This is a genomic window from Myxococcus sp. CA033, assembly GCF_013336625.1.
GTDB classification, from domain to species: domain Bacteria; phylum Myxococcota; class Myxococcia; order Myxococcales; family Myxococcaceae; genus Myxococcus; species Myxococcus llanfairpwllgwyngyllgogerychwyrndrobwllllantysiliogogogochensis.
In genome coordinates this window covers 81,869-106,219 of sequence record NZ_JABUMU010000035.1, presented here as the reverse complement: position 1 = coordinate 106,219, position 24,351 = coordinate 81,869, and the positions used below count along the sequence as shown (strand labels likewise).

Annotated in this window: 1 protein-coding gene; it reads left to right on the top strand. The window is 69.6% G+C overall.

Annotated features, from left to right (window positions below; genetic code table 11):
• Positions 1-7 precede the first annotated feature (7 nt).
• On the top strand, positions 8-24,343 hold the full coding sequence (locus HUA78_RS43425) for a non-ribosomal peptide synthase/polyketide synthase (protein WP_371745806.1): 24,336 nt from the start codon (positions 8-10) through the stop codon (positions 24,341-24,343).
• The last annotated feature ends 8 nt before the right edge of the window (positions 24,344-24,351 follow it).

Sequence of the window (24,351 nt, the reverse complement as noted above, 5' to 3'; positions counted from 1 at the left end):
TTCCTTCATCTCCTTCGCCGCTTCCGACGTCTGGCTCCACGCAGCCCCCGTCGCCTTCGACGCCTCCACCCTCGAAATCTGGGGCGCTCTCCTCCACGGCTCCAAGCTCGTCCTCGCTCCTCCTCATTCCCTGTCTCTTGAGGAACTCGGCTCGATTCTCGTCCGCGAGGGCATTACCTCCCTCTGGCTCACCGCCGCTCTCTTCGAGCAGATGGTGGCGACTCAGCCCGTCGCGCTGGCTGGTGTCCGCCAGGTCCTCGCCGGTGGCGACGTCCTGCCGCCTTCTCGCGTCCGCGAGCACCTCTCGCGGATGCCCCCGGGCCACGTCCTCGTCAACGGCTACGGCCCTACCGAGAACACCACCTTCTCCGCCACTCACTCGCTGCGGAGTGGGGACTCCTTCTCTCGCTCCGTCCCCATCGGCGCTCCTCTCTCCAACTCCTCCGCCTTCGTCCTCGACGCCTCCTTCCAGCCCCTGCCTCCGGGCGTCCCTGGAGAGCTCTTCGTCGGGGGTGACGGCCTTGCTTGGGGTTACCTCAACCGCGCTGACCTCACCGCCGAGCGCTTCGTCCCGCATCCCTTCAGCAGCACTCCTGGTGCTCGCCTCTACCGCACCGGGGACCGAGTCCGCTGGCTCGCCGACGGCACTCTCGAGTTCCTCGGCCGCTCCGACTTCCAGGTGAAGGTCCGTGGCTTCCGCATTGAGCTAGGCGAAGTCGAGGCCGCTCTCCGCCTCTTCTCTGGCATCCAGGAAGCCGTCGTCCTCGCTCGCGAAGACGTCCCCGGTGACAAGCGTCTCGTCGCCTACTTCACGGCCGCCGAGCAGGACATCGACACGTCCGCGCTCCGCTCATTCCTCTCCCAGCGCCTGCCCGAGTACATGGTGCCGGCTGCTCTCGTCTCCCTCTCCGCCTTCCCCCTCTCCGCCAACGGGAAGCTCGACAGGAAGGCTCTTCCTCCTCCCGACTTCGCCGCAGCTGACGCCTCCGGCGACGACTTCGCCCCTCCCTCCACTCTCACCCAGTCCCGCCTCGCCTCCATCTTCTCCGACGTCCTCGGCCTGGAGCGCGTCAGCATCCACGGCGACTTCTTCGAGTTGGGCGGCCACTCTCTCCTCGCCACTCAAGTCGTCTCTCGCATCCGCTCCACCTTCGACGTCGAGCTGCCCCTCGGTGAGCTCTTCTCCTCTCCCACCGTCGCTCTCCTCTCCGAGCGGCTCGACTTGCTCCACGGCTCCTCGTCTCGCCAGCCGGCCCTCGTCCCTGTCGACCGGGCCCAGCCGCTGCCTCTCTCCTTCGCCCAGCAGCGCCTCTGGTTCCTCGACCAGCTCCAGCCCGGCGCTTCCACCTACAACATCCCCTGGGCGCTCAAGCTCTCTGGCAACCTCAACGCGGACGCACTGCTCCAGTCTCTCAACGCGCTGATTCAGCGTCACGAGACCCTGCGCACCCACTTCGCCATTCATGAGGGCCAGCCCGTTCAGCACGTCCAGCTCGACTTCCGGCTGGAGATGCCTCTCATTGACCTCTCCGCCCTGCCCCAGCAGGAGCGTGACGCCGAGGCACAGCGGTTGGCGGCAGCCGAAGCCGTGCGTCCGTTCGACCTCGCCCGGGGCCCCGTCGTCCGCGCGTCACTCCTCCGCCTGGATGCGTCCGAGCACCAACTGCTCGTCACCGTCCACCACATCGCCTCCGACGGTTGGTCCATCGCCGTCATGGTCCGCGAGCTGGCCGCCTTCTACCGCCAGTTCTCCGGAGGCGAGCCCGCTCAGCTTGCCCCTCTGCCCATCCAGTACGCCGACTTCTCCGTCTGGCAGCGCCAGTGGCTCCAGGGTGATGTCCTCGCCTCAGAAATCGCCTGGTGGCGCAACCAGCTCGCGGGCGCTTCTCCCGCTATTGAGCTGCCTACCGACAGGCCCCGTCCCGCCGTCCAGTCCTTCCGCGGCTCGCTGATTCCTTTCGAGCTGTCTGCTGAGCTGACCTTCGCAGTGAAGGCACTCGCCCAGCGCGAGGGCGCCACGCCCTTCATGGTGCTGCTCGCCGCGTGGCAACTGCTGCTGTCTCGCTACTCTCGTCAGGACGACATCTGCGTTGGATCTCCGATCGCCAACCGCAATCGCGCGGAGACCGAGGGCCTCATCGGCTTCTTCGTCAACACGCTCGTCCTGCGTGCTCACATCAATGGCGGCCAGTCCTTCCGCCAGTTGTTGGAGCAGGTGCGCCTGTCCACCCTGGCTGCCTACGAGCACCAGGACGTCCCCTTCGAGAAGCTCGTCGAGGAACTCCAGCCTCAGCGCGACCTCAGTCGCAGCCCGCTGTTCCAGGTCTCCTTCGTCTTCCAGAACGCTCCTGACGATGCCCTCCGCCTCCCGGGCCTCTCCCTCGACGTCCTCACCTCCGAGCTTCACTCCGCCAAGTTCGACCTCTCCCTCGGCATGAGCGAGAGCCAGGGTCGTCTGCTCGGCTCCCTCGACTTCAACTCCGACCTCTTCGACGCAGCCACTCCGCGTCGCATGGCTCGCCACTTCGTCAGCCTCCTCACCGACGCCACCTCTCGCGTCGACGCGCCCCTGCGCCACCTCGGCCTGCTCGCCGACGACGAGAAGTCCCAGCTCTTCTCCGACTTCCAGGGCGCACACGTGCAGTACCCGAGTGAGGCCACGCTCCACTCGCTCATCCAAGCGCAGGCGCTTCGTTCTCCCCATGCCGAGGCCGTTCGCTTCGAAGACAGTCTCCTCACCTACGCGCAGCTCGATTCACGCTCCAACCAGCTCGCTCACCACCTGCGTACTCTCGGCGCGCGCCCCGGCTCTCTCGTCGGTGTCTGCCTGGAGCGCTCGCTCGACCTCGTCGTCGCCCTGCTCGCAGTCCTCAAGTCCGGCGCTGCCTACGTCCCCCTGGACCCCGCATATCCCCGCGAGCGCCTCGCCGGCATGCTCGAGGACGCTGACGCTCCCGTGCTCCTCACCCATGAGCACCTGACGTCCGTCCTCCCCCAGCACGCCTCTCGCGTCCTCTGCCTCGACTCCCAGTGGGACGCTGTCTCTCGACAGCCCTCCTCCTCGCTGGAGTCGCTCGCCGGCCCTGACGCCCTCGCCTACGTCATCTTCACCTCCGGCTCCACGGGCCGCCCCAAGGGCGCCATGAATGCCCACTCGGGCGTCGTCAACCGCCTGCTGTGGATGCAGCAGCAGTACGCGCTGACGGCGATGGACACCGTCCTCCAGAAGACTCCCTTCTCCTTCGACGTCTCCGTCTGGGAGTTCTTCTGGCCCCTCATGACGGGCGCTCGCCTCGTCCTCGCGAAGCCTGGCGGACACCAGGACCCCGCCTACCTCGTCCGCCTCATCTCCGAGCAGCGTGTCTCCACGCTCCACTTCGTCCCCTCCATGCTCCGCGCCTTCTTGGAGGAGCCGGGTGTCGAGAAGCTCTCCTCGCTTCGTCGCGTCGTCTGCAGTGGTGAGGCCCTCACTTCGGACCTCGTGGCTCGCGCTCACTCGCGACTGCCCGCTTCCGCCGAGGTCCACAACCTCTACGGCCCCACCGAGGCCGCCGTCGACGTCTCATTCTTCCACTGCGCTCGCGGCTCCTCCCGGTCCTCCATCCCCATCGGCAGGCCCGTCGCCAACACCCGCCTCTACGTCCTCGACTCCGACAACCAGCCTTCTCCCGTCGGCGTCCCCGGTGAGCTCTTCATCGGCGGTGTCCAGGTCGGCCTCGGCTACTGGCGCAAGCCCCACCTCACCGCTGAGCGCTTCATCCCCGACGCCTTCAGCGCCTCTCCTGGTGCCCGCCTCTACCGCACCGGCGACGTCGCTCGCTGGCTCCCAGACGGCTCCCTCGAGTACCTCGGCCGCTCCGACTTCCAGGTCAAACTGCGCGGCTTCCGCATTGAGTTGGGCGAAGTCGAGGCCGCGCTTCGCTCGCTTCCCTCCGTCTCCGACACCGTCGTCGTCGTCCGTGACGAGTCCCGTCTCGTCGCCTACGTCGTCTCCGCTGGCGACACCGACTCCGCGTCACTCCGGGCCGCGCTCTCTCAGCGCCTCCCCGAGTACATGGTGCCCTCCGCCTTCGTCTTCCTCGACGCGCTCCCCCTGAGCCCCAGCGGCAAGGTGGAACGCAAGGCGCTCCCAGCTCCGGACTTCACTCCCACCTCGCGTGAGCACATCGCGCCTCGCACTCCTTCCGAGGAGCTGCTCGCCTCCCTCTTCGCCTCAGTCCTCCGCGTCGAGCGCGTCGGTGTCACTGACAACTTCTTCGAACTCGGTGGACACTCCCTCCTCGCCACCCAGCTCATCTCTCGCATTCGCCAGGCCTTCGGCGTCGAGCTGCCCGTTCGTGCTCTCTTCGAGGCCGCCAGCGTCGCCCAGCTCGCGCCGCGCATCGAAGCCACCCGCCAGACTCAGGACGGCCTCCAGCTTCCGCCCTTGGCGCCCGTTCCGCGCTCCGGCGACCTGCCGCTCTCCTTCGCGCAGCAGCGCCTCTGGTTCCTCGACAAGCTCCAGCCCGACAGTCCCTTCTACAACATCCCCACCGCGCTCCAGGTGAACGGTGAGTTGCACACCGAAGCGCTCTCTCGCGCACTCCAGGAACTCGTCCGTCGCCACGAGTCGCTTCGCACCACGTTCCTCTCCAGTGACGACGGACAGCCCGCGCAGCGCATCCACTCCGACGTCCCGTTCGCGCTCTCGCACGTCGACCTCGGACACCTTCCGGAATCCGACCGCGACGCCGAGGCCCAGCGCCTCGCCACCGTCGAGGCCCAGACTCCCTTCAACCTGACGCGCGCCCCGCTGCTGCGCGCCACCCTCGTGCGCCTCGACGAGCAGCGACATGTGCTGCTCATCACCGTCCACCACATCGTCTCGGACGGTTGGTCCGCCGGCGTCTTCGGCCGCGAGGTCCTCGAGCTGTACTCCGCCTTCAGCCAGGGCCTGCCCTCACCGCTGGCGCCGCTGGCACTCCAGTACGCCGACTACGCCGCATGGCAGCGAGGCTGGCTGCGGGATGAGGCGCTGGCTCAGCAGGTCTCCTGGTGGCGCAACCACCTCGCGGGGGCGCCGCATGCCCTGGAGCTGCCCACCGACAGGCCGCGTCCTCCCGTCCAGTCCGCCCACGGCGCCAATCTCCCCGTGCGCCTCGGCACGGACCTCACCACCGCGCTTCGCACCCTCTGCAACCGCGAGGGCGTCACGCCCTTCATGGTGCTGCTGTCCGCCTTCAACGTCCTCCTCGCCCGCTACTCCGGCCAGGACGACATCGTCGTCGGCTCGCCCATCGCCAACCGCCGGCAGGCCGAGCTCGAAGGCATCATCGGCTTCTTCGTCAACACGCTCGCGCTGCGCACCCAGCTCCGCCTGGACATGTCCTTCCGCGAGCTGCTCGCCCAGGTGCGCGAGTCCACCCTCGGCGCCTACTCGCACCAGGACGTTCCCTTCGAGAAGCTCGTCGAGGAACTCCAGCCTCAGCGCGACCTCAGCCGCTCACCCCTCTTCCAGGCCATGCTCGCGCTGCAGACGGCGCCCCCCGTCTCGTCCCGGAGTGACGCGTCCGGCGCCCTGCGCGCCATCGACGTGGACAGTGGCACCGCCAAGTTCGACCTCTCGATTCTCCTCGTCGACTCCGGCGCCGACATCCACGGCCTGCTCGAATTCAACACCGACCTCTTCGACCGGAGCACCGCCCAGCGCATGGGCGAGCACCTGTCGCGGCTGCTCCAGGCCGCCATCGCCGACCCGAGCCAGTCCCTCGCCCACCTGCCGCTGCTGAGCACGCATGAGAAGCACCAGCTCCTCACCGAGTGGAACGACACCGCGAGCGTCCATCACGTCACCTCGCCCATCCACCGTCCCGTGGAAGCGCAGGTGGCGCGGAAGCCCCACGCCATCGCCGTCTCGGATGGTGTTGCCTCGCTCACCTACGCCCAGCTCGACACGCGGGCCAATCAACTCGCGCACTTGCTGCGCGAACACGGCGTCTCACCGGGCAGCTCCGTCGGCCTCTGCCTCGACAAGTCGCTCGACATGGCCGTCGCGGTCCTCGCGACGCTCAAGGCTGGCGCGTCGTATCTGCCGCTCGACCCCAACTACCCCTCCGAGCGCCTCGCGTTCATGCTCGAGGACTCCGCGGCGCCGGTCGTCCTTTCCCACTCCAGCCTCCGGGCCTCGCTGCCCGCGTCATCGAGTGCGCGACTCATCCTCGTCGACGCGGAGGCGGACGCCATCTCCGCCCAACCGCCTCACTCGCCCGACGTCGCGTTCTCTCCCGAGTCCCCCGCCTACGTCATCTACACCTCCGGCTCCACCGGCAGACCCAAGGGTGTCGCCCTTCCTCACCGCGCGCTGAGCCATTTGCTGTCCTGGCAGTTGCGCCAGTCCGTGGTGCCTTCGGCCACCACCCTCCAGTTCGCCTCGCTCAGCTTCGATGTGTCGTGCCAGGAGATCTTCTCCACCTGGTGGGCCGGCGGAACGCTCGTGCTGCCCACTGGCGGTCTGCGCCAGGACATCCCCGCGCTGCTCGACTTCATGCACCAGCAGCGCGTCGGGCGGCTCTTCCTGCCCTTCGTCGCGCTCCAGGCCCTCGCGGACGCCGTCTCTCACGGCGCCACCGTTCCCACGACGTTGCGCGAGGTGGTGACGGCCGGTGAGCAACTCCAGATCACTCCCGCCCTCGTCGCCCTCTTCGAGAAGCTCCCGGGCTGCGTCCTGGAGAACCAGTACGGCCCCTCGGAGACGCACGTCGTCTCCGCGTTCCGCATGCAGGGAGCGCCCGCATCCTGGCCCCGGCTGCCCTCCATCGGCTCGCCGCTGCCTCACACGCAGCTCTTCGTCCTCGACTCGCTTGGCCAGCCGACGCCCGTGGGCGTGCCCGGTGAGCTCTTCATCGGCGGCGCGCACCTGGCACTCGGCTACACCGGCAGGCCCGCGCTGACGGCCGAGAAGTTCGTTCCCCACCCGTTCTCGTCGACGCCGGGTGCACGCCTCTATCGCACCGGCGACTCCGCTCGATGGACCTCCTCGGGCACCGTCGAGTTCCTCGGCCGTCTCGACGGACAGGTGAAGCTGCGCGGCTTCCGCGTCGAGCTTGGCGAAGTCGAGGCCGCGCTGCGCTCCCTGCCTGGCATCCGCGACGCCGCGGCCATCGTCCGAGAGGACGTCCCCGGCGCCAGGCGCCTCGTCGGCTATGTCGTCCCTGTCTCTGGGACGGACGCAGTCACTGCCGAAGCGCTCCGCTCCGCCCTGCTCAAGCGCCTGCCCGAGTACATGGTGCCCTCCGTCTTCGTCGCCCTGGAGGCCCTGCCGCTGACTCCCAGCGGGAAGCTCGCCAGGAGGCTGCTGCCGGCACCCGACGCGGCGAGCCTGACGGACGAGTCGTCCTTCGTCGCACCTCGTACCCCCACGGAAGAGAAGCTCGCCGAGCTCTTCGGCGCCGTCCTCAACCTGCCTCGCGTCAGCGTCACCGAGAGCTTCTTCGCCCTGGGTGGGCACTCCCTTCTCGCCACCCAGGTCGTCTCTCGCATCCGCTCCACCTTCAACGTCGAGCTCCCACTCCGCGAACTCTTCGAGGCCCCCTCCGTTTCACAGCTCGCCGAGCGAGTGAATCAACAGACGGCTGTGTCGCAAACACCGCCGCTGGTCCGCACGGACCGCTCGCAGCCGCCACCGCTGTCGTTCGCACAGCAGCGCTTGTGGTTCCTCGACAAGCTTCAGCCAGGTAGCGCGACCTTCAACATGCCCCTCGCGATTCATCTCGAGGGCACGCTGGACATGGATGCGTTGCAGCAGTCCTTCACGGAGTTGGTGCGCCGCCACGAGGTGCTGCGCACCACGTTCCGCGAGGGCCCGGTTCAAATCATCCATCCTCCCGCGGCCGTGCCAATGCCGCTGGACGACTTGTCCGCGCTCACCGAAGAGGCGCGCGACGGGGAAGTCCAGCGTCGAGTCCTCGCGGAGGCCGAGCGTCCTTTCGACCTCGCGCGTGGCCCCCTGTTGCGGACCGCGCTGCTGCGGCTGAGTGAACAGCGGCACGTGTTGATGATGACGATGCACCACATCATCTCGGACGGCTGGTCCATGGGCCTGATCGTGCGTGAGTCCACCGCGCTCTACGAGGCCTTCGCGGCGCGGCGCCCTTCACCGCTGCCCGAGCTGCCCATCCAGTACGCCGACTACGCCGCATGGCAGCGGTCCTGGCTCCAGGGCGAGGCGCTCGACGCCCAGCTCGACTGGTGGAGTGCGTATCTGTCCGGAGCGGCGTTGCACCTGGACATGCCCACGGACTTCCCGCGCCCCGCCATGCAGGGCTTCCGAGGCGCGAGTGTCTCGCGTGTGCTGCCGCGTCAGCTCGTCGACTCACTCCACGCGCTGTGCCGTCGTGAGGGTTCCACGCTGTTCATGGCCCTGATGGCCGGCATCCAGGCCGTCCTGTCCCGCTACTCTGGCCAGGAGGACTTCGTCATCGGCACCGGTATCGCCAATCGGAACCACTCGGAGACCGAAGGCCTCATCGGCTTCTTCGTCAACCAGCTCGCCCTGCGCGCACGGCTGGGTGGCAACCCGTCCTTCCGCGAGCTGCTCGCACGTGTCCGCCACGACACGTTGGGCGCCTACGCGCATCAGGACCTTCCGTTCGAAGAGCTGGTCAAGGCCGTCAACCCCGAGCGCAGCCTCGCTCACGCGCCTCTCTTCCAGGTCGCCGTGGTGCTCCAGAACCAGCCCGAGACCGAGCTGAAGGTTCCGGGCCTCACCTTCCACCTGCAGCCCTCCAACACCGGCACCTCGCGCCTCGACCTCACCCTCGCCCTCCAGGAGTCAGCCCAGGGCCTGGGTTGCAGCATCGAGTACCGCACCGACCTCTTCACGGCTCAAACCGTCGACAGGCTGCTCATCCACCTCGGTGCCCTTCTCGAGAAGGCCGCGGCTCAGCCCGAGGCACCTCTCTCCTCCCTCTCCCTTCTCTCCGAGACTGAGCAGCACCAGCTCCTCGTCGAGTGGAACGACACGGAGCGTGCCTTCCCGCGCGACTCCACCGCTCACGCCCTCTTCGAGGCCCAGGCCGCTCGCACTCCTGACGCCACCGCGCTTCGCTTCGAGGGCGACTCCCTCACCTACGCTCAGCTCGACTCTCGCGCCAATCGCCTCGCGCACCACCTGCGCTCCCTCGGCGTCACGGCCGAAGTCCCCGTCGCTCTCTGCGTCGAGCGCTCTCTCGACCTCGTCGTCTCCATCCTCGCCATCCTCAAGGCCGGCGGCGCCTGGGTCCCCCTCGATGCCTCCTACCCCGTCGAGCGCCTCTCCTTCATGCTCCGCGACTGCGCCGCCCCCGTGCTCGTCACCACGGCGACTCTGGTGCAGTCGCTGGGTCTGAATGTGGAAAGCGTCGTCCAGCTGGATTCCGACGCGAGCCTCATCTCCTCGCAGCCCGAGTCCGCTCCGGCCTCCAGTACCAGTGCCGACAACCTCGCCTACGTCATCTACACCTCCGGCTCCACCGGCACTCCCAAGGGCACCCTCCTCCAGCACCGCGGCCTCGCCAACACCGCGCTCACCGCTGGCCGCGCCCACGGCTTCTCTCCCTCCTCTCGCGTCCTCCAGTACGCCGCCTTCGGCTTCGACGCCTCCGTCGCTGAAATCTTCGGCGCCCTCCTCGCCGGCTCCACCCTCGTCCTCGCTCCTCGCGAGCGCCTCCTCCCTGGCGCTCCTCTGCGCGACTTGCTCCGCGACGAGTCCATCTCCGCCGTCACCCTCACTCCCTCCGTCCTCGCGCAGATGCGTCCCGAGGACCTCCCCTCTCTCCAAACCCTCATCTCCGCAGGCGAGGCTTGCCCTCCCGAGCTCGTCCAGCGCTGGGGCTCTCGCCTCCGTCTCCTCAACGCCTACGGCCCCACCGAAGTCACCGTCTGCGCCTCCATCTCCGCACCTCTCCTCCCCGGCCAGACTCCTTCCATCGGCAAGCCCTGGGACAACGTCCGCGTCTACGTCCTCGACTCCTCTCTGCGCCCACTGCCTGTCGGTGTCCCCGGCCAGCTCTGCGTCGACAGCGTCGGCCTCGCTCGTGGCTACCTCTCCCAGCCCGCCCTCACCGCCGAGCGCTTCGTCCCCAACCCCTTCAGCCCCACTCCCGGCGCTCGCCTCTACCTCTCCGGTGACAAGGCTCGCTGGCTGCCCGACGGCACCCTCGAATTCCTCGGCCGTATCGACGACCAGGTGAAGCTGCGCGGCTTCCGCATCGAGCTCGGTGAAGTCGAAACAGCGCTCCTCCTCCACCCCTCCGTCCATCAGGCCGTCGCCACCGTCCGTACCGAAGCCGCTGGCGACAAGCGCCTCATCGCCTACGTCGTCGCCGACTCCAGCGACACCATCGACGTCGCGGCCCTGCGCGAGTCGCTCAAGCGACGCCTGCCCGAGCACATGGTGCCTTCCGCCATCGCCGTGCTCGCCGCGCTCCCCCTCACGCCCAATGGCAAGGTGGACCGCAACGCACTGCCCTCGCCCGACGCGTCCCTCTCCGCTCCGGTCCGCGAATACGTCGCGCCCCGGACCCACGTCGAAACCCAGCTCGCCGCACTCTGGGCCGAGCTGCTGCACGTCGAGCGCGTCGGTATCCACGACGACTTCTTCGAGCTGGGCGGCCACTCCCTGCTCGCCACGCAGTCGATGTCTCGCATCCACGCCACCTTCGGCATGGAAGTGCCACTGAGGGAGCTGTTCGAGGCCCCCACGGTGGCGAAGCTGGCCGCACGGCTCGAAGCGGTCGCGCATGCGGGTGCGGGTGCGTCACGGGCGCCAGAGCTGGTACCGGTGCCTCGCACGGGTGAGCTTCCGCTGTCCTTCGCGCAGCGGCGGCTGTGGTTCCTGGATCAGCTCGAGCCGGGCACCGCCCTCTACAACCTGCCTGCCGCCATCCGCTTGGATGGCCCGGTCGATGTCGCGGCCCTGGAGCAGGCCTTCGGCGCGCTGGTGCGGCGCCATGAGTCACTGCGCACCACGTTCCCCGCGAACGCCCACGGCAGCCCGGTGCAGGCCATCGCCGAGACGGCGGAGCTGAAGTTCGCGCTCGTGGACCTGTCCGAGCACCCCTCCGCGCAACGCGAGGACGAAGCGAAGAGGTTGTCGCTCCAGGAGGCGCAGCGGCCCTTCGATCTGGCCCGAGGCCCCCTGCTGCGCGTGACGCTGCTCCGCATGGATGAGCGCCTGCACGTGCTCCTGCTGACGATGCACCACATCATCTCCGACGGCTGGTCCACGGGCGTGATCGTGCGCGAGGCCGGGGAGCTGTACATCGCCGCTCGCGAGGGACGTCCCGCGTCCCTGCCGGAGCTGCGCGTGCAGTACGCCGACCACGCCGCCTGGCAGCACCAGTGGCTGGAGGCCGGTGAGCTGGAGCGACAGCTCACGTACTGGAGGACCCAGCTCGCGGGCGCGAACCACGTGCTCACGCTGCCGACAGACCGTCCCGTTCCGGCGATGCAGACCCAGGCCGGCTCGACCTACCCCGTGCGACTGTCTCCTGCGGTCTCCTCCGCCGTGACGACCTTCAGCCAGCGCATGGGCGCCACGCCGTTCATGGTGCTGCTCGCCGCATTCGAGGCACTGCTGTACCGCGCCACGGGTCAGGACGACGTGCTCGTGGGCTCACCGGTGGCCGGGCGCAATCGTCCGGAGACCGAGGGCCTCATCGGCGTGTTCATCAACACGCTCGTCCTCCGTGGACGCATGTCCGGTGACATGACGTTCCGCGCACTCGTCGAGCAAGCCCGAGAGACGGCGCTCGGCGCGCTGACGAACCAGGACGTCCCGTTCGAGCAGTTGGTGGAGGAGTTGCAGCCCGCGCGCAGCCTGAGTCACTCGCCGCTGTTCCAGGTGATGTTCGCGCTGCAGAACATGCCTGCCCCCTCGCTGACCCTGTCGGAGCTCACCCTCACTTCCGCGGACGTGGACCCGGGCATCGCGAAGTACGCCCTGTCCCTCGTCCTCCAGGAGACGCAGGACGGGCTCACGGGCGGGTTCGAATACAACACGGACCTCTTCGACCTGGAGACCATCCAGGCCATGACGGGGCACTTCACGCGCCTGCTCGAAGCGGCGGTGAACCACCCGGACCTCACGCTCGCCGCGCTGCCCGTGCTCTCCACCGAGGAGCGGCACCGGCTGGTGGTGGAGTGGAACGACACGCGCTCGGACTTCCCGCGCGACACCTCCGTCTTCGCGTGGTTCCAGTCGCGCGCCGCCCTGGCCCCCGAGACTGTCGCCCTGGAGTGGAACGACGGGCAGCTCACGTATCGCGAGCTGGAGCGGCAGGCGCTCGCGCTGGCGGAAGTGCTGCGTCAGCGCGGCATCGGGCCCGAAGTGCGCGTCGGTCTGTTCGCGCGTCGCTCACCCGAACTGGTCGCCGGAGTCCTGGGCATTCTCGCCGCGGGCGGCGTCTGGGTCCCGCTCGATCCTTCCTCGCCGTCCGAGCGACTGGCGATGATGCTGGACGACACCGCGCCCACGGTCGTGCTGACCCAGCGCGCGCTTCGTGACGCGCTGCCAGCGGGGACGGCTGGCGTCCTGGTGCTCGAAGACGTGCTGGCGTCCGAACCGGTGGCGAGCAACACCTTCCGCGCCCCTGTCCTGTCTTCGGAGAGCGCGGCGTACATCCTCTTCACGTCCGGCTCGACGGGACGCCCCAAGGGCGTACTGGTGCCGCACCGCGCCCTGGCCCGACACACAGCCTGGTTCAGCGCGAATCTGGGCCTGGGGCCCAGCGACCGCGTGCTGCAGAAGACGGCCCCTGGCTTCGACGCCGTGGTGCCGGAGCTGATCTCCACGCTGGTCAGCGGTGCGCGGCTCGTGTTGCCTCCGGCGGCGGCGGACCTGGACATGGACGCACTGCTGACGGTGCTCGCGCATCGGCAGGTGACGGTGCTCCAGCTCGTCCCCTCGCAGCTCAGCCTGTTCGTGGAGGCCGAGCGACTCGATCGCGCCACGGGCCTGCGAGTGCTGGTGTCCGGTGGTGAAGCACTCCCGGCGGAGCTCGCGCGGCGCATCCGCGCGCAGTGGCCGGAGACCCGTCTGGCCAACTGCTACGGCCCCACCGAGACGGCGGTCGACGCCACGTCCTGGACGGTGAATGGCCCCATCCACGGAGCCACCGCGCCCATTGGCGGCCCGATTGGTGACACGCAGGTGTACGTGCTGGATGCACATGGGCAGGTGGTGCCCGTGGGTGTCACGGGTGAGCTGTTCATCGGAGGCGAGGGCGTGGCACGCGGCTACGTCGGCCAGCCGGCGATGACGGCCGAGCGGTTCGTCCCGGATGCGTTCTCTTCCGTGCCCGGCGCCCGGCTCTACCGCACGGGCGACCAGGCCCGCTGGCGCCATGACGGTGTGTTGGAGTTCCTCGGTCGCGCCGACGCCCAGGTGAAGGTGCGCGGCTACCGCATCGAGCTGGCCGAAATCGAGTCCGCCCTGCTCGCGCATCCCGAGGTGCGTGAGGCCGTGGTGCTCGCTCGCGAGGACCGACCCGGAGACAAGCGACTGGTGGGCTACGTCGTGGGTGCGTCCTCGCTGGAGGCCCCCGCGCTGCGAGCGTTCATCGCCCAGCGCCTGCCCGAGTACATGGTTCCGTCCGCGCTGCGGATGATGGACGCGCTGCCCCTCACCGCGAACGGCAAGGTGGACCGCAAGGCGCTGCCCGTGCCCGAGCAGTCGTGGCTCACCGAGGATGCGTCCCAGGCCACGCCGGGTACGCCCACCGAGGAGCTGCTCGCGGGGCTGTTCGCCCAGGTGCTCGGAGTGCCGGGTGTCAGCACCACCGTCAGCTTCTTCGAGCTGGGCGGACACTCGCTGCTCGCCACGCAGCTCGTCTCGCGCGTGCGGTCCGCGTTCCAGGTCGAGTTGCCCCTGCGCGAGCTGTTCGAGGCGCCGACGGTCCACACGCTGGCCACGCGCATCGACGCCGCCCTGAGCGCGGGCGCGAAGCTCCAGAGGCCGCCTCTCACCGCCCTTCCGCGTGATGGCGAAGCGCCCCGGGCCTTCGTGCCGTCCTTCGCGCAGCAGCGACTGTGGTTCCTGGACCAGTTGGAGCCGGGCAGCCCGTCGTACAACATGCCCATCGCGCTGCGGCTCGAAGGCGTGGTGGACACGGACGCGCTGGAGCGAGCCTTCACGGAAGTCGTCCGGCGCCATGAGGTGCTGCGCACGACGTTCCGCGCGGGCCCCGAGCAGCTCGTGCATGCGTCGATGCCTGTGTCGGTGCCCGTGGTGGAGCTGTCCGGACTCGACGATGCCGAGCTCCAGCTCCGTGTCGATGAAGAGGCTCGTCGTCCCTTCAATCTCACGCACGGCCCCCTGCTGCGCGTCACCCTGCTTCGGCTGGGTGAACAGCGGCACGTGCTGCTGCTGACGATGCACCACATCATCTCGGACGGTTGGTCCATGGATGTGCTCGTGCGTGAGACGGCGGCGCTCTACGCGGCCTTCTCCTCGGGTCAGGCTTCGCCGCTGCCGGAGCTGCCCATCCAGTACGCCGACTACGCCGCATGGCAGCAGTCCTGGCTCCAGGGCGAGGCGCTCGAAACCCAGCTCTCCTGGTGGAAGGAACTCCTCGCGGGGGTGCCTCCGCTGCTGGAGCTGCCCACGGACTTCCCGCGTCCCGCCGTGCAGGGCTTCCGAGGCGCGAGTGTCTCGCGCGTGCTGCCGCGTCAGCTCGTCGACTCACTCCACGCGCTGTGCCGTCGTGAGGGCTCCACGCTGTTCATGGCCCTGGTGGCGGGCCTCCAGGCCGTCCTGTCCCGCTACTCTGGCCAGGAGGACTTCGTCATCGGCACCGGTATCGCCAACCGGAACCAGGCGGAGACCGAGGGCCTCATCGGCTTCTTCATCAACCAGCTCGCCCTGCGCGCGCGGTTGGGTGGCAATCCCTCCTTCCGCGAGCTGCTCGGACGCGTGAGGAAGGACACGCTGGGCGCCTACGCGCACCAGGACCTGCCCTTCGAGGAGCTGGTCAAGGCCGTCAACCCCGAGCGCAGCCTCGCTCACGCGCCTCTCTTCCAGGTCGCCGTGGTGCTCCAGAATCAGCCCGAGGCCGAGCTGAAGCTCCCGGGCCTCACCTTCCACGTCCAGCCCTCCAACACCGGCACCTCGCGCCTCGACCTCACCCTCGCCCTCCAAGAGACGGCCCAGGGCCTGGGGTGCAGCATCGAGTACCGCACCGACCTCTTCACGGCTCAAACCGTCGACAGGCTGCTCATCCACCTCGGTGCTCTCCTCGAGAAGGCCGCGGCTCAGCCCGAGGCACCTCTCTCCTCCCTCTCCCTTCTCTCCGAGACTGAGCAGCACCAGCTCCTCGTCGAGTGGAACGACACGGAGCGTGCCTTCCCGCGCGACTCCACCGCTCACGCCCTCTTCGAGGCCCAGGCCGCTCGCACTCCTGACGCCACCGCGCTTCGCTTCGAGGGCGACTCCCTCACCTACGCTCAGCTCGACTCTCGCGCCAATCGCCTCGCGCACCACCTGCGCTCCCTCGGCGTCACGGCCGAAGTCCCCGTCGCTCTCTGCGTCGAGCGCTCTCTCGACCTCGTCGTCTCCATCCTCGCCATCCTCAAGGCCGGCGGCGCCTGGGTCCCTCTCGATGCCTCCTACCCCGTCGAGCGCCTCTCCTTCATGCTCCGCGACTGCGCCGCTCCCGTGCTCGTCACCACGGCGGCTCTGGTGCAATCGCTGGGTCTGAATGTGGAAAGCGTCGTCCGGCTGGATTCCGACGCGAGCCTCATCTCCGCGCAGCCCGAGTCCGCTCCGGCCTCCAGCACCAGCGCCGACAACCTCGCCTACGTCATCTACACCTCCGGCTCCACCGGCACTCCCAAGGGCACCCTTCTCCAGCACCGCGGCCTCGCCAACACCGCTCTCACCGCTGGCCGTGCCCACGGCTTCTCTCCCTCCTCTCGCGTCCTCCAGTACGCCGCCTTCGGCTTCGACGCCTCCGTCGCAGAAATCTTCGGCGCCCTCCTCGCCGGCTCCACCCTCGTCCTCGCTCCTCGCGAGCGCCTCCTCCCCGGCGCTCCTCTGCGCGACTTGCTCCGCGACGAGTCCATCTCCGCCGTCACCCTCACTCCCTCCGTCCTCGCGCAGATGAGCCCCGAGGACCTCCCCTCTCTCCAAACCCTCATCTCCGCAGGCGAGGCCTGCCCTCCCGAGCTCGTCCAGCGCTGGGGCTCTCGCCTCCGTCTCCTCAACGCCTACGGCCCCACCGAAGTCACCGTCTGCGCCTCCATCTCCGCACCTCTTCTCCCCGGCCAGACTCCTTCCATCGGCAAGCCCTGGGACAACGTCCGCGTCTACGTCCTCGACGCCTCTCTGCGCCCACTGCCCGTCGGTGTCCCGGGACAGCTCTGCGTCGACAGCGTCGGCCTCGCTCGTGGCTACCTCTCCCAGCCCGCCCTCACCGCCGAGCGCTTCGTCCCCAACCCCTTCAGCCCCTCCCCCGGCGCTCGCCTCTACCTCACCGGTGACAAGGCTCGCTGGCTGCCCGACGGCACCCTCGAATTCCTCGGCCGTATCGACGACCAGGTGAAGCTGCGCGGCTTCCGCATCGAGCTCGGTGAAGTCGAGGCCGCTCTCCTCCTCCACCCCTCCGTCCACCAGGCCGTCGCCACCGTCCGTACCGAAGCCGCTGGCGACAAGCGCCTCATCGCCTACGTCGTCGCCGACTCCAGCGACACCATCGACGTCGCGGCCCTGCGCGAGTCGCTCAAGCGACGCCTGCCCGAGCACATGGTGCCTTCCGCCATCGCCGTGCTCGCCGCGCTCCCCCTCACGCCCAATGGCAAGGTGGACCGCAACGCGCTGCCCTCGCCCGACGTGGAGAGCCTGCGCGGCGACACGGCGTTCACCGCGCCTCGCACGCCCGTGGAGGAGAAGCTGGCGGAGCTGTTCGCGACGGTGCTGAAGCTGGCTCGCGTCAGCGTCACGGACAACTTCTTCGAGATGGGCGGCCACTCGCTGCTCGCCACCCAGGTGACGTCGCGCATCCGCTCCGCCTTCGCGGTGGAGCTGCCGGTGAGAGACCTCTTCGAGGCCCCCACCGTCGCCGCGCTGGCCCAGCGGGTCGACACCGCCCTGCGCACCGGCGCGACGACGACGGCGCCGCCCATCGAGCGCACGCCGCGCGAGGGCAAGCTGCCCCTGTCGTTCTCGCAGCAGCGCGTGTGGTTCCTGGACCAGCTCGAGCCAGGCAGCCCCGCGTTCAACATCCCGACGGCGCTGGTGCTCTCCGGTGAGCTGGACGTGGAAGTGCTGCGTCGGACGCTGGAAGCCGTCGTGCACCGTCACGAGGCCCTGCGCACCACGTTCCACACGGAGTCGGAGGGCCCCGTGCAGGTCATCCACGCCCCCTCGCCGTTCGAGCTGCCCGTCATCGACCTGCGCCACCTCTCCGCCGAGCAGCGAGACCTCGAGGCCCGACGTCACGCGGGCGAACACTCGATGTATTCGTTCGACCTGAGCACCGGGCCGCTGCTGCGCGCCGCCGTGCTGGTGCTGGAGGACCAGGAGCACCTGCTGCTGCTCAACGTCCACCACATCGTCTCCGACGGCTGGTCCATCAGCGTCGTCGTCCGTGAGATGGCGCTCCTGTACGGTGACTTCCAGGCCGGCCGCGTGCCGAACCTCCCCGATCTGCCACTCCAGTACGCGGACTTCGCCGCGTGGCAGCGCCGCTGGCTGGACGGCGCTGAGCTGGACCGTCAGCTCACCTGGTGGCAGCGACAGCTCGATGGGGCTCCCCAGGATCTGGAGCTGCCCACCGACCGGCCGCGCGCGCACCTGTCGCGGCCTCGCGGCGGCCTGTTGCCCCTCGTGGTGCCTCCCGCGCTGGCGGTGGCTATCGAGACCTTCTGCCACCGTGAAGGCATCACCCCCTTCATGTTCTTCCTGGCGGCGTTCCAGCTCGTCCTGTCGCGCTACTCCGGTCAGGACGACATCTCCGTGGGCTCGCCGGTGGCGGGACGCAACCGCGCGGAGCTGGAGGGCCTGGTCGGCTACTTCCTCAACACGCTGGTCCTCCGCACGCGCCTGGATGGGGACCCGACGGTGCGCGAGCTGCTGGGCCGCGTGCGCGAGACGGCGCTCGGCGCCTACGCACACCAGCACCTGCCCTTCGAGCAGCTCCAGCCCCTGCGTGACCTCCAGCAGTCGCCGCTGTTCCGCGTGATGTTCATCCTCCAGAACACACCGGACGCGACGGCCTCACTGCCGGGCCTGACGCTGCGTCCGGGCCCCGACGAGGACCATGTCGCCAAGTTCGACATCACGCTTTCCATGGGACGAAGCGCAGCGGGCTTCACGGGCGAATTCAACTACCAGGCGGACCTCTACGACGCGTCCACCATCGAGCGGATGATCCGGCACTTCCGGGCGCTCGTGGAGCTGCTCGTCTCCGCCCCCGAGCGTCGCCTCTCCTCGCTCACGCTGCTCTCCGGCGAGGAGCGTCTGCGGCAGCTCGTGACGTGGAACGACACGCGCGCGGACTTCCCCGAGGCCTGCGTACACGTGCTCTTCGAGGCCCAGGTCCACCGCGCTCCCGACGCGCTGGCGGCCTCCTTCGAGGGCACCCAGCTCACCTATGCCCAGTTGAACGAGCGGGCCAACCAGCTCGCCCATGTGCTGCGCCGTCACGGCGTCGGCCCCGAGGTCCGCGTCGCGCTCGGCGTGGAACGCTCGCTGGATGTCGTGGTGGGCCTGCTCGGCATCCTCAAGGCGGGCGGCGCCTGGGTGCCCGTGGATCCGCTGCTGCCGCGCGAGCGCCTGTCCTTCCTGCTCGACGACAGCGGTGCCGCGCTGCTGCTGACGCAGTCCCCGCTCGTGGACCGCTTCCCCGAGCCGCACCGCGCCCGTGCCCTGTGCCTGGACACCGCGCACGAGGCCCTGGCGCGAGAGAGCATCGAGGCGCCTGTCACCGGCGTCACTCCCGGCAACCTCGCGTACGTGCTCTACACCTCCGGCAGCACGGGCCAGCCCAAGGGCACGGCGGTGGAGCACCGGAGCGTGGCCAACCTCGTCACGCACGAGGCCACGGCCTACGGCATCGGTCCGGGCGAGCGCGTGCTCCAGTTCGCCAACCTCTCCTTCGACCTGTCCGTGGAGGAGATCTTCACCACGCTGACCTCGGGCGCCACGCTGGTGCTCGCGCCGCTGGAGAAGGTGATGCCGGGCGCGCCGCTGCACGCCCTGCTGCGAGAGCAGGCGCTCACGGTCATCAGCCTCACGCCCGCGGCGCTGGCCGCCACGCCCGCCGACGCGCTGCCCGCGCTGCGGACGGTCATCTCCGGCGGCGAGGCCCTGCCCTCGGACGTCGTCGCACGGTGGGCCCCGGGTCGCCGGTTCCTCAACACCTACGGCCCCACGGAGGCCACCGTCGTGGCCACGCTCGGACAGGTCGTCGCGGATGACAGCCACGTGCCCTCCATCGGCAGGCCCCTGGCCAACGTGCGCGTCTACGTGCTCGACGCACGCGGCGAGCCGGTGCCGGTGGGCGTCAAGGGTGAGCTGTACCTGGGCGGAGTCGGCGTGGCCCGAGGCTACGCGGGCAGGCCCGCGCTCACCGCCGAGCGCTTCATCCCGGATGCGTACTCCGAGGTGCCCGGCGCTCGGCTGTACCGCACCGGCGACGTGGTGCGCTGGCGCGACGACGGCACGCTGGAGTTCGTCGGCCGCGTGGACGCGCAGGTGAAGGTGCGTGGCTTCCGCATCGAGCTGGGGGAAGTCGAGGCCGCGCTGGCCCGGCACCCGGCGGTGCGCGAGGCCGTCGTGGTGGCTCGCGAGGATGGTCCTGGCGGCAAGCGCCTCATCGCCTACGCCGTGGCGCGCGAAGGCGTGCCCACCGACGGAGCAACGCTGCGCTCGGCGCTGAAGGACGCGCTGCCCGAGTACATGGTGCCCACGGTGGTGATGGTGCTGGACGCGCTGCCGTTGACCTCGAACGGCAAGGTGGACCGCAAGGCCCTGCCCGCGCCGGACATGAGCAACGTCAGCGGGCGGCCCGACTTCGTGGGGCCTCGCACGCCCACGGAGGCGCGGCTGGGCACCATCTGGTGCGCGGTGCTCGAAGTGGAGCGCGTGGGCATCCACGACAACTTCTTCGAGCTGGGCGGGCACTCGCTGATGGCGACCCAGGCCATCAGTCGCATGCGCGCGGTGTTCGGCGTGGAGCTGCCGCTGCGGGACTTGTTCGACACGCCCGACCTGGCGGCGCTGGCGCAGCGCGTGGACCTGGCGGTGCAGCAGGGCCAGGGTCTGGAGATTCCGCCGCTGGTCCCCCTGGCGCGCACGGGCGACCAACCGGTGTCGTTCGCCCAGCAGCGCCTGTGGTTCCTCGACCAGCTCGAGCCGAACAGCGCCTTCTACAACATCCCCGCCACCGTGCGGCTGGAGGGCGCGCTGAACGTGGACGCGATGAGCCGGGCCGTCAACGAGTTGCTCCGTCGGCACGAGTCCCTGCGCACGTCCATCCTGAGCAACAACGGTCAGCCCATCCAGGTCATCCATCCGCACGAGCCCGCCGCGCTGATCGTGCTGGACCTGAGTGCGCTGGAGCCCGAGGCCCGCGAGGCCGAAGCGCGTCGCGCGGTCACCGAGGAGATGCAGCGTCCGTTCAACCTGACGGACCGCTCGCTCCTGCGCGTCCGGCTGCTGAAGCTCGGCGCCGAGGACCACGTGCTGCTGATGTCCATGCACCACATCGTCTCGGATGGTTGGTCCCTGGGCCTGCTCGTCAACGAGCTGGCCTCCGCGTACACGTCCTTCGCCCAGGGACTGCCGCTCACGCTGCCGGACCTGCCGCTCCAGTATGCGGACTACTCCGCGTGGCAGCGCAGTTGGCTGAAGGGCGACGTGCTCGACAGGCAGGTGGCCTGGTGGCGAAAACATCTGCTGAACGCGCCCCCGGCGCTGGAGCTGCCCACGGACTTCGCCCGTCCGGCGGTCAGCAGCTTCAAGGGTGACATGGTGGACGTCACCATGCCGCGCGGCCTCCAGGACGCGGTCCAGACCCTGGCGCGCCGCGAGGGCGCCACGACGTTCATGGTGCTCCTGGCCGCCTTCCAGACCCTGCTGTGGCGCTACTCCGGTCAGGACGACATCAGCATCGGCTCTCCCATCGCCGGCCGGCGCCACTCGGATCTGGAGAAGCTCATCGGCTTCTTCGCCAACACGCTCGTGATGCGCACGCAACTGTCCGAGCACCAGACGTTCCGCGAGCTGCTCGGCCGCGTACGTGAAGCGACGCTGGATGCGTACGCGCACCAGGACGTTCCGTTCGAGAAGCTGGTCGAGGAGCTCCAGCCCGAGCGCAGCCTCAACCGCACGCCGCTGTTCCAGGTGCTGTTCGTCCTCCAGAACGTCAACAAGGAGACCTACGACTCCGCGGGCCTCCGCATGTCGGCGATGGAGGCCACCAGCGGCACGGCCAAGTTCGACCTGACGCTCTCCGTGTTCGAGTCGCCGCAGGGCTTCACCGGCTACCTGGAATACGCCTCCGACCTCTTCACGCGAGAGACGGCGGAGCGGATGGTGGGGGCGCTCCAGCACCTGCTCGAAGGCGCCGTCTCCCAGCCGGACCTGACGCTGGGCCGGCTGCCCCTGCTCTCGGACACCGAGCGTCAGCAGGTCGTCGAGGGCTTCAACGCCGCGGTGGACCCGACCTACGTGCCGGGCCTGATGCACCGCTGGGTGGAGGCCCAGGTTTCGCGCACGCCGGACCGCGTGGCCGTGACGGATGGCACCCACTCACTCACGTACGCGCAGCTCGACGCGCGGGCCAACCAGCTCGCCCATCACCTCATCGCGCTCGGCGTGCCCGTCAATGGCACGGTGGGCCTGTGCCTGGAGCGCGCGAGCCTGGACATGCCCGTCGCGGTGCTGGCCACGCTCAAGGCGGGCGCCGCCTTCCTCCCGTTGGACCCGAGCTACCCGGCGGACCGACTGGCCCTGATGCTGGAGGACACCGGCGCGCCCGTTGTCCTCGCGCACTCGGCGCTCGTCTCCGCGCTGCCTCCGGGATTGACGGCGCGAGTGATCCGACTCGAGGAGGAGACGTCCGTCGCCTCGCGGCCGACGCACTCGCCCGACGTGGACATGTCGCCGGAGACGAACTGCTACTTCGTCTACACCTCCGGCAGCACGGGCCGGCCCAAGGGCATCGTCATGTCCCACCGCGCGGTGGGCAACATGCTGTGGTGGTTGATGAAGCGCGCGGTGAAGCCGGACGCGACGACGCTCCAGTTCGCGTCGCTCAACTTCGACGTGTCGTTCCAGGAGCTGTTCGGCACCTGGTTCCTGGGTGGCAAGGTGCTGCTCATCAACGGCTCCTTGCGCCAGGACCCGCCCGCCATGCTGCGCTACATGCGCGAGCACCGCGTGGAGCGGCTGTTCCTGCCCTTCGTCGCCCTCCAGGCCATGTGCGACGCGGCGCTCACGGAGAAGGAGCTTCCACCGCTGGGTGAAATCATCACCGCCGGCGAGCAGCTCCAGGTGACGCCCGCGCTGCTCGCGTTCTTCGACCGGCTGCCGGAGTGCACGCTGGAGAACCAGTACGGCCCGTCGGAAGCGCACGTCGTCACCGCGTGGCGCGCACCCGCGGACCGCAAGCGCTGGCCGGCGCTGCCCCCGGTGGGCTCGCCGGTCACCAACGTGCAGCTCTACGTGTTGGACCCGCACGGCGCGCCCTGCCCCATCGGCGTCGCGGGCGAGGTCTACGTCGGTGGCGCCAACGTGGCCCACGGCTACCACGGCCGCCCGGACCTGACGTCGGACCGGTTCCCGCCGAACTTCATGGGCGGCGCGTCCGGCTCGCGGCTGTACCGCACGGGCGACAAGGCCCGGTGGCTGGCGGATGGCAACCTGGAGTTCCTCGGCCGCCTGGACAGCCAGGTGAAGCTGCGAGGCTTCCGCATCGAGCTGGGCGAGGTGGAAGTGGCCCTGCGCGCGCTGCCCCAGGTGCGCGACGCGGTGGCCATCGTCCGCGAGGATGTCGCGGGAGATCGCCGCCTCGTCGGCTACGTGGTGCTGCCGGCCGACGCGCCGTGGAGCACCGAGGAGGCCCGTCAGGTCCTTCGCGAGAAGCTGCCCGAGTACATGGTGCCGTCCATCTTCGTGCGTCTGGAGGCGCTGCCGCTGATGCCCACCGGCAAGGTGGCGCGCGGCGCGCTGCCTCCTCCGGACGAGGAGAGCCTGCGTGGCACCACGCCGTTCTCCGCGCCTCGCACGCCACTGGAGGAGCTGCTGGCCGGGGCCTTCGCGGAGGTGCTGCGCACGCCTCGCGTGAGCATCACCGACAACTTCTTCTCGCTCGGTGGGCACTCGCTGCTGGCCACGCAGGTCGTCTCCCGCGTGCGCGCCGTGCTGGGCGTGGAGCTGCCGCTGCGCGCCCTCTTCGAGGCCCCCACCGTCGAGTCGCTCGCCCTGCTGCTCGAGCGCGCCCAGGAGGCGCTGAAGGCCCAGGACACACGCCCCAAGGCGACGGCCCGTCCTGCCACGCCCACCTGGTCGCCGCTCGTCACGCTGCGCCCGGGCACCGATGCGCGACGCGTGCTCCACGTCATCCACGGAATGGATGGCCGGGTGGACGGCTACGCGGAGCTCGCGAACCACGCCCCCGAGGGCTGGAGCGTCGTCGGAATCCAGGCCCGCGGTCTGGAGGAGGGCCGCGCCCCGCTCGAGTCCGTGGAGGCGATGGCCACGCTCTACGTGGAAGCCCTGCGTGCCTCCGCGCCCCAGGGGCCGTACCGGCTGGCCGGCCCGGGAATGGGCGCGCTGGTGGCGTGGGAGATGGCACAGCAACTCCAGCGCGAAGGCCATGCCGTGGAGCTGTTGCTCATCGAGCCGCTCCCCGCGGAGCCGGATGCCAGCACGGCGGCCACCACGGCCGGCGCGCAGGGGGCGCTGTTCGCGAAGCTGCTCGCCGCCCAGGCGGGCATCGACGCCCCGGCGCTGCCCTCGGCGCTCACCACCAGCAAGGACGCGGAGCCGCTGCTCGCGCACCTGCATGCCGAAGGCGCGAAGACGGGCCTGCTGCCGGAAGCGCTCTCGCTCGCGGAGCTGCACGTGCACTTCAAGGTCTTCGCCAGCCACCTGCGCGCCGCGCGGCGCTACCTCCCCGAGCCCACCGAGGGCGCCGTGAGGCTGCTGCGCGCGACGGAGGCTCCGGAGCGGGATGAGGACGCGCTCGACGGGGGCTGGGGCGAGTTGGCCGAGGGCGGCCTCGAGCTCCACGAGTCCCCCGGAGACGCCGTCTCCGTGCTGCGCGCACCGCACGTCACGCGGTGGTTGAAGAAATTGTTCGACCTGGAAGGTCGGGAGTCATGACGGGCCAC